The sequence below is a fragment of the Actinoplanes sp. NPDC051475 genome (assembly GCF_040689425.1).
In the GTDB taxonomy this organism is placed as follows: domain Bacteria; phylum Actinomycetota; class Actinomycetes; order Mycobacteriales; family Micromonosporaceae; genus Actinoplanes.
On record NZ_JBFAZZ010000029.1, the window covers coordinates 32,190 to 44,844 of the forward strand.

General features: G+C 67.9%; 12 protein-coding genes and 1 pseudogene. 5 read left to right on the forward strand and 8 right to left on the reverse strand.

Annotated features, from left to right (window positions below):
• Positions 1-62: 62 nt before the first annotated feature.
• Positions 63-386, forward strand: a complete 324-nt coding sequence (locus AB0368_RS36610) for a hypothetical protein (RefSeq protein WP_366158639.1) — start codon at positions 63-65, stop codon at positions 384-386.
• A gap of 32 nt (positions 387-418) precedes the next feature.
• Here AB0368_RS36610 and AB0368_RS36615 read toward each other — a convergent pair whose 3' ends face one another.
• From AB0368_RS36615 to AB0368_RS36630, 4 genes are all read right to left on the reverse strand, one after another.
• Positions 419-793, reverse strand: a complete 375-nt coding sequence (locus AB0368_RS36615) for a hypothetical protein (protein ID WP_366158640.1) — start codon at positions 791-793, stop codon at positions 419-421.
• Between the two features lie 335 nt (positions 794-1,128).
• Positions 1,129-1,344, reverse strand: a complete 216-nt coding sequence (locus AB0368_RS36620) for a hypothetical protein (protein ID WP_366158641.1) — start codon at positions 1,342-1,344, stop codon at positions 1,129-1,131.
• Positions 1,335-2,477 carry a putative T7SS-secreted protein gene (locus tag AB0368_RS36625; RefSeq protein ID WP_366158642.1) on the reverse strand — a complete coding sequence of 381 codons (1,143 nt, stop codon included), beginning with the start codon at positions 2,475-2,477 and terminating at the stop codon, positions 1,335-1,337. The genes AB0368_RS36620 and AB0368_RS36625 overlap by 10 nt, the downstream gene beginning before the upstream one ends.
• Positions 2,477-2,803, reverse strand: a complete 327-nt coding sequence (locus AB0368_RS36630; RefSeq protein WP_366158643.1) for a hypothetical protein — start codon at positions 2,801-2,803, stop codon at positions 2,477-2,479. The genes AB0368_RS36625 and AB0368_RS36630 overlap by 1 nt, the downstream gene beginning before the upstream one ends.
• 626 nt (positions 2,804-3,429) lie before the next feature.
• Between AB0368_RS36630 and AB0368_RS36635 the strand changes: the two genes are divergently transcribed.
• Both AB0368_RS36635 and AB0368_RS36640 read left to right on the forward strand, forming a co-directional pair.
• Entirely contained in the window at positions 3,430-6,684 is a 3,255-nt protein-coding gene (locus AB0368_RS36635; protein ID WP_366158644.1) for a TIR domain-containing protein, read from the forward strand.
• Between the two features lie 232 nt (positions 6,685-6,916).
• Positions 6,917-7,192, forward strand: coding sequence for a hypothetical protein (locus tag AB0368_RS36640; RefSeq protein ID WP_366158645.1), 276 nt, complete (start codon positions 6,917-6,919; stop codon positions 7,190-7,192).
• Positions 7,193-7,630: 438 nt separating this feature from the next.
• On the opposite strand, the gene AB0368_RS36645 is transcribed toward AB0368_RS36640, so the two are convergent.
• The 3 genes from AB0368_RS36645 to AB0368_RS36655 are packed head-to-tail and all read right to left on the reverse strand — an operon-like array spanning position 7,631 to position 10,702.
• Positions 7,631-8,617 (reverse strand): hypothetical protein, encoded by a 987-nt coding sequence (locus tag AB0368_RS36645; RefSeq protein ID WP_366158646.1) that lies wholly within the window; start codon positions 8,615-8,617, stop codon positions 7,631-7,633.
• The gene (locus tag AB0368_RS36650) at positions 8,614-9,846 is read right to left on the reverse strand and encodes an MFS transporter (protein ID WP_366158647.1); all 1,233 of its coding nucleotides are present in this window, start codon (positions 9,844-9,846) and stop codon (positions 8,614-8,616) included. The genes AB0368_RS36645 and AB0368_RS36650 overlap by 4 nt, the downstream gene beginning before the upstream one ends.
• A gap of 7 nt (positions 9,847-9,853) precedes the next feature.
• On the reverse strand, positions 9,854-10,702 hold the full coding sequence (locus AB0368_RS36655; protein WP_366158648.1) for an alkaline phosphatase family protein: 849 nt from the start codon (positions 10,700-10,702) through the stop codon (positions 9,854-9,856).
• Between the two features lie 134 nt (positions 10,703-10,836).
• Here AB0368_RS36655 and AB0368_RS36660 point away from each other — a divergent pair.
• Positions 10,837-10,980, forward strand: a pseudogene (locus tag AB0368_RS36660) (histidine kinase dimerization/phospho-acceptor domain-containing protein); the annotation flags it as partial.
• A 111-nt stretch (positions 10,981-11,091) separates the two neighbouring features.
• On the opposite strand, the gene AB0368_RS36665 reads toward AB0368_RS36660, so the two are convergent.
• Positions 11,092-11,850 (reverse strand): hypothetical protein, encoded by a 759-nt coding sequence (locus tag AB0368_RS36665; protein WP_366158649.1) that lies wholly within the window; start codon positions 11,848-11,850, stop codon positions 11,092-11,094.
• A gap of 29 nt (positions 11,851-11,879) precedes the next feature.
• Here AB0368_RS36665 and AB0368_RS36670 point away from each other — a divergent pair, with 29 nt between their 5' ends.
• Positions 11,880-12,644 (forward strand): type 1 glutamine amidotransferase domain-containing protein, encoded by a 765-nt coding sequence (locus AB0368_RS36670; RefSeq protein WP_366158650.1) that lies wholly within the window; start codon positions 11,880-11,882, stop codon positions 12,642-12,644.
• Positions 12,645-12,655: the final 11 nt, after the last annotated feature.

Below are 12,655 nucleotides of genomic sequence, written 5' to 3' on the forward strand. Positions count from 1 at the left end.
CTGGCGCCCGCCGATACCGAATCCAGAGAAGGGGCAGCGTCGACACACCGTGGGGGCCGGCCATGCGGGGCATCCGAACCGGTCGTCCGGCAAGCGCAGACACCTTTGCGACGTGGGTCGCCACCCTTCCCCGGGTCAGCACCGGCGCCGTCGTAGGCCGCGAGAGCATCGTGCAGTCGCCTTCGCATGTGCGCCCCGGCGATCTGATCATCTCCGGCGCGGAACGCTACCGAGTCGCCAGCGTTGACGCGTCCGTACGCGACGTCGTCCAGGTGCACTTGGCCCACAGCGAGCGACGCCGCAGCCTCTACCTGCATTCTTCCACCCCGGTTCGGGTCGTACGCGCCAGGCGGCGCAAGCAGAAGGCACCAACCCCGGCACCCTGAACATCTCCCCCGCCGCGACCGAGCGCCACTTCTCAGGCGCGGGCGCCGAGCCCGTCACCATCAAGAGCTCGAGGTGGCGAATCAATAGTCGGACTGACGGATCCGGCGGTGCGGTCGGCACGGCTCAGCGGGGAGTTGAATGTCATGCCCGTAGCCCTAGGAAGTGGCGGCACGCCTCCTCGGCGCCGGGGATTAGCGGGGTGCGCCTCGTCGGGGCACACGGACGCGGCACTCGCCCCGGTCTCCGTCGGGCAGGCGAAGGCCGTCCAGAGCTTCTCCCAGCTGAGCGACCTGCGCAGGTCCAGCGACCTCGTGGTGGTCGCGGAGGCGACCGGTGCGGAGACCGTCGAGCAGGTCAGTGATCTGGCTTTCACCTCGACCACGATGACCGTGACGAGCTGCTGCACGGTGCTTCGCCGGGACCCACCGTCAAGGTCCGGCAGACGGGCAGCGCCACGGAGCTCAACGCCGACGATCCGCTCCTCGAGCCCGGCGAGGTCGACCTGCTTTTCCTGACCCGGTTCGTCGGCCCGGACGGGAAGGCGACTGACGAGTACGTCACCGCGTCGGCTACTGGCAAGGGCCGGTACCGGCGCAGCGGCGACAAGTTCGTCCACCTTCCCGGACCCGACGACGAGTCGCCGCTGCACGCGTCCACGACCTCGAAGCCCAGCACCAAACATGGACCGGCTGGTACACCGACGCCCTGGCCACCCGCTACGCCGGACAAGTTCGGGCCGCTTCACATCAGGTGGACCTCGACACTGAAGCTTGGTGCCAGGACGTTGTTGAGGTGGGCGGCATGTGCGCCGAGGTACTGCACTGCACTGCTCGGCGCAGCGGTCACCTGAAGCACGACGTAGTCCTCGGCGCCGTCCGTCGCGTCGCCGCAGATGCAGCAGCGCAGGCGTTCACTGACCGGTCCGGTCCAGTCGGCGCTCTCCACACTCAGCCCCACTTCTCACTATCGATCTTGTTCCGCACGTACTTGTCGGTGGCGTCCTTGATCACCGTGGTCGGCTTCCCTGTCGGGTTGCCCATGTCGCGCACGACGACATCGTACGTGCCATTGCCGTTGTCCAGGATCTTGACGATCTGGCCGTCGTCCTGGATATACATCTCGCCGTTGTCCCAGACGTGGTCGACGTCCACGCCTCGCATGGCGGTGCGGTCGCCGCCGTGAACGTCACGGAAGTTCGTGCCACCGGAGCCCGTGTGGTCGGTGCGGGCCGGAGAGACATGATCGTCACCCTGCGCGTTCATCATGAGGTCGCCGACGCCGGCGGCCAGCATGCCGCCGCCGGCCACGACCCCAGCCGTCGACACCACGTTGATCGGCACGCCGGCGATGGCGCCCACACCGGTCGCATCGAGCACCGCGCCGCCAGCATCCGCTGTGCCGCTGACCAACATCAACCCGGCGCCGGCCGCTGCCAGCGCGACATCGCCAGGGTGGTGCGCCACCGCGTTACCGAAAGACGCCACGCCGTTGACGGCATGTGCGCCGGCGTTCTCGAGGCCCGCGCCGACATCGGAGAAAAAGTCACCCGCCTTGCTCCAGAAGCCGGGCTTCTGAGGTGCTTTGTCCAGGGCGTGCCCCACCGTCGCCGCCGCGGAGTCGCCGTCTGCCTCGAGTCGCTGACGGGCCTGGTTCAGCATCTGCTGAGCCGACGTGCGGCTGGCCTCACCGGGATCCTGGAACGGATCAGTGCCGCCCGATGCCCGGTATTGCTGATATCGGGTCTGCGCTTCGTTGGTCGTGGCCTGACCGGCGCTCCACTGCTGGATCGCCTCGTATGCCTGCGACTGAGCCCAGGTCACGGTCTTGGCGTACGTATCAATTGCCGACGCCGCGCTGTGGAAGCAGTCGCCCGCCTCCATCCACTTGCCCGGCTGCCCCTGGAACTTCTGCCGGAACGCGTCCGCAGCCGCGCCGCTCCAGCCGTCGCTCGTGTCGATGCGCTGCAGGCCCTTGCCTGCCAGCGTCAGTTCGTCGCCGCGCGAGCGCAGCGACGCCGCGATGCCAAGGAGAGCGCCCGCGTCGCCGGGCACGAGTTGCCTGGGATCATCGGTTTGTCCTAGCTCGGCCATTAGTGCGCGGCCGGATCGAGACCCGTGGTGCGCTGCAGGATGCCGTTGAGCCGATCGGCCGCGCCCGTATCGGCTCTCCGATAGTCCTGGACGCTCTGCGAAAGCCGCTCGGCGACCTCCTGGCCGTCGGTGGCGAGATGCTCGACGCCAATCTCCCAGCGGTCACAAAAGTCCCGGACGGCGGAGGCGAGACCGTCATGTCCGTATGCGGAAGACTCTCCCTGGAGCGTGTCGATCTTGGCGCGAGAGAGATCTTCGAGCGTCATGTTGATCCCCGCGGAGGCCTTCTCCAACGCAGGAAGATCGACCCGGAAACCGTCCGACATCGTGCCTCCGTCTTCGCCCAGGAACTCAGGTCGCTTCGCCGGCGGCCTGCCAGGCAAGACGACGAGCCTCCCGCCCGAGACGGGCCACTTCTCGCCCCGCCAGCCGCATCGCCGCGCAGGTCTCTGGCCGCACGATACCTCAGCGTTACCAAGCCGGGTCTGTCGAAGACCCGCCCCTCGCCCCGGAACTACATCGACACTCGCCAACTCGCAGCGGTCGCCGTCATACGCGGCGCAGACCCGCGTACAAGGCGAAGCTGTACAGCCCATCGGCCTGGGAATGACCTACATACCGGGCGCAAAGACGCTGAAGGCCGAACTCGTCACTGACGATCTCAGCCGTGTGCTTAATTGCTGAGTAGATATTGCCGCTGCTCGTCCGCAGCACCGCGGCGTGTCGGGCCAGCCAGAGCCCGAGTTTGCGTGGCGGTTGAGCCTGCGGACCTGATGGAAAAGCCATCCTTCGTGATGAAGGAGGGCGTACGTCTGCGGACTCGGCGTTCGCGATCGTTTCCATCTCGGCTGTTGCGCGAACGATGACCAAACACCCGCAGGGGGGATTGGAGCATGCTGTCCGTCAGGACATGATGACGGAGAGCAGAGGGCAACGAAGGTGGTTGCGGACGATGCGCGCGAACCCCCAGCATTTCGACGCATTCATCTCCTATAGCCACGCGCAGGACCGGTTGATGGCCGAGGCGCTTCAATCGGAGCTGCAACGCTTCGCGCGGCCGTGGTATCGGCCGCGGGCTCTTCGGGTCTTCCGCGACACCACCAGCCTGGCGGCTACTCCCGAGCTGTGGCCGAGCATCGAGCGTGCCCTGGCCGCCTCCGAGTGGTTCATCCTCATGGCGTCACCCCAGTCGGCCGGCTCGCGGTGGGTCGCTCGGGAGATTGATTGGTGGAAGGCCAACCGTAAGCCGGAAAAGATGCTGGTAGCGCTGGTCAGCGGATCAATCGTCTGGGGCGGCCGGGACTTCGACTGGCCAAAGACCAACGCATTGCCGCGCAACCTGAGTGGCGCGTTCAGCCATGAACCGCTTTGGGTCGACCTCCGTGCGTTGCCTCGAAGCGGTCCCACCCCGGAGACCCGCCCTCGACTCGGTGACCTGGTGTCCGCGTTCGCCGCCCCGATCCGGGGCATGGACAAGGACGCGATGGTCGGGGAGCACGTGGTGCAGCAGCGCCGGACTCGCCGGATCGTCCGCGCCACGATCGCCGCGCTGAGCGTCCTACTCCTGGCCGTTTCGGTCGCGACGGTGTTCGCAGTCCGACAGCGCAACGAAGCGATCACTCAGTCGCGTATCGCCACGGCCCGTCAGCTCGCCGCGACCGCGGTCGGTCTCGAGTCCAGCCGGATGGACCTCGCCCAGCTGTTTGCCGTCGAAGCCCATCGGATGCACGACGACCAGCAGACCCGAGCCGCCCTGTTCGGGGCGGTTACGGCGAGCCCGGCGCTGGTGCGCTACCTCCCGGCCGGGTCGCCGGTGCTCACCCTGGCCGGCTCGAGCGACGGCCAGGTCGTGGTTGCCGGCACCAGCACCGGCCGGGTGCTGCGCTGGTCGGTTGCCGGTGGCCCACCGACCACGGTGGCCGAGCTCGGCGGCCCGGTATTCGGCGTCGCTGCCAGCGCCGACGGCAGCACAATCGTTGCCGATGGCCGGTCATCGGTGGTGCGCTGGACCGCTGCCGACGGAACTCGACCGCTGGGGATTTCGACCGAGACCAACGGTGCCGTCGCACTTTCACCCTCGGGCCGCTTCGTGATGCTGGCCGGGAGTCCCCGGGCTGCTAGTAAAGACGGCCACGCTACGCAGATCACGGTGTTGGACACCCGAAACGGGCGCAAGACAAGGCGTGACCTCGAGTTCGCTCCGGCCCGCATCGAGTTTCGCAGCGACGCCGAGCTCGTGGCGTTGTCGGAGGACGGCCGCTGGGACCGGATGACCGTGCCGACGCTGACCAGCACCGTACACTCGGCCGACTCACTCATGGGCGTCCACGGGTTCGAGCCAACCTTGTCCGTCGGCGGCGACTGGTTCACGTTTACCAACAGTGGCGGTGACCTACCGGTCTGGTCCACAGGTCAGGTCAGCGATCAGGATCGCCCCGACCTGGAAGCGCTGTCCCACGGCAGCGAGGAGCAGGCGCTCGCGGTCAGCGCGGACGGCACCCGGACGGCTTCCGCAGACGCCGGAACGATCTACGTCTCCCAGACCGGCCCGGCATCCGACACGGTGCCTTCCGCTGCCCAGGTCGCGTTGAGTGGCGGCGGCGCCGTGCCGTCGGACGGACTGCGATTCCTCGGCGACAACGCCCATCTGGTCTCCATCACGGGCAACGCGCTCGTGCTGTGGGACATCAACCAGCTGACCCGCGTGGGCACGGGTGCACGCGCCGACGTCCCGATCGCCTGCAGCGGCTGCACCGCGCCCAAGATCTCGGTCGCACCGGACGGCCGCAGAGTCGCGATCGCCGGCAATGACGGGTACGCCCTGACTGTCGTGAAGACCGCGACAGGCGAGTCCACAACGGTGCCCGCCGACCTCGACACCGGCACCTTCCGACTGGCCGGATGGTCCGCAGACGGACAGTCCGTCTATGTACAGCGTCGCAAAGCGATCGAGATGCGCGCGGCGGACGACCCTTCCCGAGTGCAGCGCACGATTCTGCTGAGTACCGACGCGGGCGTGCTATCCGTGTCCCCCGACGGCAAGCAATTCGTTGCCGAGACTGGCAACCAACTGCAGATGTACGACGCCGGCTCGGCCCGTGCCACCCGTACGCTGGCCAAAATCCCCTCCGACGTGTCGGTCGAGGCCAGCGTCATCAGTTCGGACCAGCGCACCGTCGCCTATCGGGCGCTCGTCGGCGAACGCACAGGTGTGTTTGTGGTCGCTGGTGGCCGGACGCAAGCGATTCCCGGCGCATCCGTCAATGACATGGCGTTGAGTGGGAGCGACCTCGTAGTGCAGCGTGAAGACGCGAAACTGGAGCTCTGGAAAATCGGCGCTGACAGTCCGTACCAGACCATTGCTCAGGACGCCAGTTTCATGCCGGCCGGCAACCGGACTCAGGCCCACCCGGCGGTCGGCGGATCGATGGTCGCCCAGCGCCGCTCCGACGGCAACATCATCATCACTGACATCGGCTCGGGCCAGCAGGTCGGCTCGTTGGAACTGCCCGCCGGCTCGGCGATATCCAAGACCTCGTTCGCATTCCTGCCCGGTGCCAAGGATCTGATCAGCGTGACCGAAGGCGGCTCGGACGGGCTGTTCATCCGGTGGAATCTGTCCCCTGATGCATGGGCCGCGACAGCCTGCCAGACCGCCGCCCGCGACTTGTCGGACGCGGAATGGCGGACCTACGCGGGCACTGTGGCGCGGCCGGGCGCAGTCTGCGATGCCGGGAGCATCATGGCAGCACCGAAACAGTTGGCCGCGTTGCAGAAGAAGGCCGCTGCCGGCCCGCAACCGACGTTGGCGACGGACGTGGAAGGCCGCGAGCCGGTGTACGTCCTCGGAACCGACCCAGCCCATCACACCCTGACTTTCGACCTCATCGTGGTTCTCGCCGGTGAGGCCGCCATCAAGGCTCAGGCACCCCAGAACCCGGGCGTCCCAGTCGAACTGCTCGACAAGTATGTGATCGTCAACAACAACAGGAGGCTCCGGACGCTCCGGATCGCGGACCCCGTCACGATAACGACGCTCGACCCGAGGCAAGACCCGAAACCCCCCGTCCAGGTCCCGGTCGCCGCACTCATCAACTTCCTGGCCGCTCATCCGTACGCCGCCGACGGCCGACTGTCCACCGCGCCCTACTGGCTCGTCGTGAAGCACGGCCAAGTCGTCAGTATGGAGCAGGTACCCAACGAGTGAAGCCATCCCGACCAGTCATGGGCAGGTGTTTCGCCCGGCGATCCCACTCGTCAGCTGAGTGTCCCACTGGGCCCGGTCGGGTCTGTGGATCTTTCGGTGCTTCCGGCCTGACCCGCCGGGCGTAGCCCGGCGAGGAAGGCGCCGTGATGACCATGACACTGGGTGATGTGACCCCTCGGAAGAAAAGCCTGAGCCGTCGGCGGAGGCCGCGGCCGCGGCGGAGCTGGTGCGCTTGGCCAAGGAGCAGGGCCTGTCGCTGACCAGCCCGGATGGGCTGCTCAAGCAGTTCACCAAGACGGTCCTGGAGACCGCGCTGAACGAGGAGATGACTGAGCACCTGGGCTGTGCCAAACGCGCCATACAGAACCGGGCGCCCCCTGCCCCGTTTGCTGGCATGGTGATCCGTAACCTCGACTGGCCCGTGATGGCTGCGGAGTGGTCGCCGAAGGCGGCAGTCCTCGCTGCTGCAAGTCATGACGGTCAAGTTTGGTCCGCCCGCTTGCCCTAAGGTGGTTGCGAACCGATGCAGGCTCTCCGACTCTTCGCGGGGCGATGCGCCTTGCTGACAGGGTGGACCGATGAAAGTGTTCCTCTCCCACGCGAGCAAGGACCGATTTTTCGTCAACCGCCACCCAGTTCCTCCTGGTAGCCGTCGCTCTCCGGCGACAACCCCCAGCAGCAGCCTGGGACTTCCAGTTCTACGACGACCACGACTGCGTTGGCCACACGGCAGTATCAGCCGACGGCAGGCAGGTTCTCGAGAACTAGTGTCACAAGACCGCCGGTTGTCGTCCGAACGGTCCAACGCCGCGCGACACTAGTACTTCGGTGGCCGTTGGCGATCTCGACGCAATGTCGACGGTAGACGAACGCGGTGAGGTGGCTGAGCTCCCCGCCGGCGCCCGGCTCAACCCGACTGCTGAGCGTCGCGCTGGTCGGCGACCCTCTAGTTCCACAGGGCCGCCGGCGATTCCGCGTCCGGGATCAGCACCGCCGCATGGCCGGTGCCGTCGGCGGGGACCGACCACACGTCGGCTGCCTTCGGGCCGCGGCGCAGCGCGTACATGACAGTGGTGTTGTCGTACCAGGCCGCCTGGTCGTCAACGCTGCGGGTCTCGGCCAGGACGGTCCGGGTCATGGTCGCCAGATCCAGGACGGACAACCGCCAGCCCCGGGCCGGGTTGCCGTGGATCGCCTCCTTGTAGGCGATCAGCCGCTGGTTCGGCGACAGCGACGGGCACTCCACGTTCGCCGCCAGGGTGCGCACGGTCCGGGCAGCCACGTCCCCGAACACCAGGTAGCGGCGCCCCGCGGTCGACATGGTGGCGTAGAAGTGCTGATTGTCGACGAACGTCACGCCCCAGAAGTTCAGGTCGGCCGCCCGGTACGGTTTGCCGTCGCGCGTCACCGCGTACGTTTCGAGGGTGTCCACCGTGTCGCCGGTGGCGGTGTTGAGCATGCCCACCCGGGTGGAGAACTTGCCGCCGTTGTAGCTGTCGCCGGTGACGAAGACGGTCCAGGTCAACACCTGCCCACTGGGGGAAACCCGGGCCCGGTTCGGCACGCCGACCAGCGGGTAGGTGTCCTTCACCGTCAGGCGGGCGTCGAGCACCGCGAGTTGGTACGTGGCCAGCGGTCCGTCGGGGCGCAGGCAGAGAGCGGCGGCCGCGGCGGCGTAGAGCCGGTCACAGTCCAGCCCGGACACCGTACGCGGACCGGCGGCGTTCCCGCGGGCCACGGTCGCGGCCCTGCCGTAGCTGCCGGCGGCCGTGCTGCGGAACAGCAGCCGATTTCCAGGGCTTGCGTCCACGCCGCTCGCCGCCACCGCGGGCACGGCGTCCCGGCGACCGGCCATGATCACGTACCCCGCCGCCACCGCGAGCAGCGCGAAGGACAGCCCCACGGCTAGCAGCAGTCGCCCCCGCGCCGTCATGCCGCGCGCCCGCCACGCAGCAGCAGCACGGCCGACCCGCCCAGGGTGAGCGCGGCGGTGATCGCGGCGGCACGGACCGCTCCCGCGGCACCCCACCACTGCCAGGCGATCCCGAACAGCACCGACGACACCAGGTAGGCGAGCGACTGGCCGGTCTGGATCAGCGCGATCCCGGTGGTGCGCAGCGCGGCGGGGAGCACCGGCCCGGCCACGGCGATCAGCACGCCGTCGGTGGCCGCGTAAAACAGGCCGTACAGGACAAGGACCGTGACCAGCGCCGCAGGGCCGCCCCAAGAGGCCGTGAGAAGCAGGTAGACGACGAGCAGGGCGGCATAGCCGCCGAGGAAGACGCCGGTGCGGCCGAGGCGGTCGGCCACGGCGCCGAGGGGCACCGCGAGCAACAGGTACGCGAGGCTGGTGCCGACCGCGAGCAGGGGGAACCACCCGGTGGCCAGGTTCCCCCGGCGCTGCAGCAGCAGGTAGACGAAGCCGTCGCCGATCGTGCTGAGCCCGAGCAGCGCCGCACCGCCCAGCAGCAGCCGCACGGGGCGGTGCTCCAGCAGCGCGGCGGCTTGGCGCAGGCTGACCGTTTTCGACGGGGTGCCGGTCTCACGGTGGTCGCGGACGAACAACACGAGAACGAGGACGCCGACGGCGGCGACGCAGCCGCTGACCACGAAGACCGCGTCGAACGCCTGGCCGGAGGCGGCCAGCACGGCGAGGGCGACGACCGGGCCGGCGAACGCACCGGCGCTGTCCATCGCCCGGTGCACGCCGAACGCCCGGCCCAGCGCCTCCGGTGGCGTGGCCAGTGTGATCAGGGCGTCCCGGGGTGCGGTGCGCAGTCCCTTGCCGGCCCGGTCGGCCACGATCGCGGTGCCGATCCCGGCCGGCGAGCCGCCGGCCACCAGAAGGCCTGCCTTGGCCACGGCGGAGATGGCGTAGCCGAGACCGGCGACGAGTTTGCGCCGCCGCACCCGGTCGGCCACGTAGCCGCCGACCAGGCGCAGCAGCGCGGTAGCCCCGGTGTACAGACCGTCGACCAGGCCGTACACCGCCGGGCCCAGTCCCAGCCCCGCCACCAGGTACAGCGGGAGAACAGCGGTCACCATCTCGCTGGAGACGTCGGTGACCAGGCTGACCGTGCCCAGCGCGAGGACGTTGGCGGTGACCTTCGTGGCCCTCGTCCGCGTGGTCCCGGCCGGGCGGTCCACCGAGGCGAGATACACGGCGCGATCAGTTCCACACGTCGGTGATGGGCGAGACGCCGGCGGCGCTACCCAGCGCGCTCAGGCCGTACGCGGACTCGATGGTTCGCAGCACCGTGTAGTGCGTGATCTTGGATGAGTACGTGCCCGTCTTGACGTGGGCACCCACGAACGTCGTGTAGATGTGGTTGAGCGACAACGAGTTGTCCTCGTCGAAGTTCACGATGAGCAGGCTGTTGTTCGTCTTCGCCCACTGCGCGTACGCGTCGAGGTTGTTGCGCAACCAGGTGTTGCCGGTGCTGATCGAGCAGTCGTGCATGTCGTTGCACATGTTCGGGGTCACGAACGCCACCGTTGGCAGCGACGCATAGTTGCTGCTGTCCGGGAAGCTGGCGTAGGTGAGGTTGCTGGCGGCCGGCACGTTGCTGAAATCCACCCAGCTGTTGTGCTTGCGTTGGTACCTGCCGCTGGAGCAGCCGGTGTAGCCGTCGGACGGCATGGACTCCGAATAGCCCTTGAACGTCAGCCCCGCGCCGATCAGCTGGGCACCGAGATTGTTGCCGCTGAACGTCTTGGGGCAGGCGTCGCTGGTGACGCCCTGCGTAGAGCCGGAGAACAGGGCGATGTAGTTGGGCTGGCTGGGGTGGGTGATCGCGTAGGACTGCGAGAAGCTCGCACCCTGCATGGCCAGGGACTGGAAGTAGGGGGCGCTGGAGGAGGTGATCTGCGAGTTCGCCTTGTTCTCGAACATCACCAGGACAATGTGGTCGAAGCGGGGGACGCTCGTGGCGGCCTGAGCCGTGTGAGCTGCGGCGGTGAGCCCGGCACCGGCCAGAGCGAGAGTCGCGGTAGCGACCGTGAGACGCCGAATGAACATGCGAGCATCGTGATACGTAGGCCGGTACGCACGCAATATAGACGCGAGTTAATATTCGGGATACGTCGATATGCCGGGCTCCGGCCTGAGCCTGAACCGGACCTGTCGCTGGTCGGGCACGAGATGCGCACCCGCTGACCGTCAGCTCGGCTTCCATCGACATCCTGCTCGCCGAGGACGAGCCCGACACCGACGACACCCGCCAGCTGCACGACGCGATCGCCCGCGCCATCGACAAACTGCGCGCCATCGTCAACGACCTACTCGAGCTCGCCGGCCTCGAATCAGGGCATCTGAACATCAGTCTCCGCCCGATCGATCTCGCCGCGATCACCCGCCAGGACCCGCACCGGATCCCGGGCTCCGTCGACGAGGCCGGGTCGGTAGTTTCAGCCGGCGTCGCTGTTAGGCGGGTGCCGAAGCTTCCCCAGCGCCTTAGTGAGCAGCCCGGTGTGGCGAGGCGACGTGTCGCCGGCGCCCTCAGGCAGAAACTCCACCCAGACGTTCTTGGTGGAGTCGGTGACATACCAGTTGACAGTGAGGTCAAGGCTCTTGGCCAGGCGCAGGCCGAGCCCGCCCGCTCCGGGCGGCTGCGCGTCGGCGAATTCGGCGGGGACTTGGGTGTCGTGGTCGGCGATGTCGACGATCAGACAAGGCCCATTCCGGAGCAGACGCACGATGGTGGGTGGCAGCCCGTTTCGCAGGGCACTGGTGGCCAGCTCGGTGGCGATTAGGATGATCTTGTCGGCGACGCTGCCGAGGGTGAATTTCTCTGACGGCCGTTGCCGGACCACGACGTCGAGCAGTGACCTCTTCAAGTTCGGCAGCTGTGTCTCGTCGTCTAGCACCCAGACGTGCAGCGTCTGCGCTTCGTTCGGAGGGGCCGTGGATACGGTGACGGGCACCGTATCAACGTAAGGGCTGATGGACGGCGACGATGCGAAGCTCAGAGAATTCCTCGGATTTTCGGTCGGCGGCTCGGTCGCTGGAGGTGCCCGCGTCGAACGCCGCGAGAGTCGCCGCTGCGTTGTCGGGAATCGGCATGGCCGGATCTCGGCCGGGACGTCGTCGTCAGAGTCCGCGGCCTTACGCGCGACCAGCTCATGGACGACGGCGAGGCCGCGGCCGCAGAAGTCGAGAAGGATCAAGTCCTCACCGGCACCGGTAGTCTGCGTTGATGCGGGTCCTCATGCCGTTGCCTGACCGCGACTTCGACGTCACCGAGGTCGCGGTGCCGTGGCGACTACTCACCGACGCCGGTCACGAGGTCGTCTTCGCCGGTGAGCGGGCCGGCACCGGCCTGGCAGCCGATCCCCGGCTGATCTCGGGCGTCCTCTTCGGCCGCCTCGGCGCCGAACCCGAACCGCTGCGGTTCTACCGGGACCTGACCGAGGCTGCGGCTTTCCGGTCGCCGATCGGGTGGGCAGATCTGCGACCCGACGAGTACGACGGGATGATCCTCGCCGGTGGCCACGCGCCAGGGATGCGACAGTACCTGGGCAGTGAGCTGTTGCGCACCAAGGTCGCGCAGTTCTGGTCCCTGCGCCGGCCGGTGGGGGCCATCTGTCACGGCGTATTGGTGCTGGCCCGGACCCAGGACCTGGTATCCGGACGCAGCGTGATCGCCGACCGGCAGACGACCTGCCTACCGAAGTACATGGAGCGCGGCGCCTACTACCTGACGGCGTGGCGGCTGGGCCGCTACTACCGCACCTATCCACGCTATGTCGAGGACGAGGTCACCGCGGCGCTGGACGATCCGGCGCAGTTTCACGGGGGGCGCCGCACCTTCGCGCGCGGCACGATGAGCGACGACCGTCCCGCGTTCGTGGTGGAGGACCGCAACTACGTGTCGGCGCGCTGGCCGGGCGACGCGTACCTGTTCACCAAGCGTTTCGAGGCAATGCTGGCCGCGTCCCGAGAAGGGTCCACCGACCGGTGATCCGCAGTCCT

What these genes read in the sequence shown, in the direction of transcription:
- AB0368_RS36655 (WP_366158648.1), bottom strand. Translation starts at nt 10,702, where the DNA reads ATGTTCATTCGGCGTCTCACGGTCGCTACCGCGACTCTCGCTCTGGCC.
- AB0368_RS36635 (WP_366158644.1), top strand. Translation starts at nt 3,430, where the DNA reads ATGCGCGCGAACCCCCAGCATTTCGACGCATTCATCTCCTATAGCCAC.
- AB0368_RS36630 (WP_366158643.1), bottom strand. Translation starts at nt 2,803, where the DNA reads ATGTCGGACGGTTTCCGGGTCGATCTTCCTGCGTTGGAGAAGGCCTCC.
- AB0368_RS36610 (WP_366158639.1), top strand. Translation starts at nt 63, where the DNA reads ATGCGGGGCATCCGAACCGGTCGTCCGGCAAGCGCAGACACCTTTGCG.
- AB0368_RS36645 (WP_366158646.1), bottom strand. Translation starts at nt 8,617, where the DNA reads ATGACGGCGCGGGGGCGACTGCTGCTAGCCGTGGGGCTGTCCTTCGCG.
- AB0368_RS36670 (WP_366158650.1), top strand. Translation starts at nt 11,880, where the DNA reads ATGCGGGTCCTCATGCCGTTGCCTGACCGCGACTTCGACGTCACCGAG.
- AB0368_RS36625 (WP_366158642.1), bottom strand. Translation starts at nt 2,477, where the DNA reads ATGGCCGAGCTAGGACAAACCGATGATCCCAGGCAACTCGTGCCCGGC.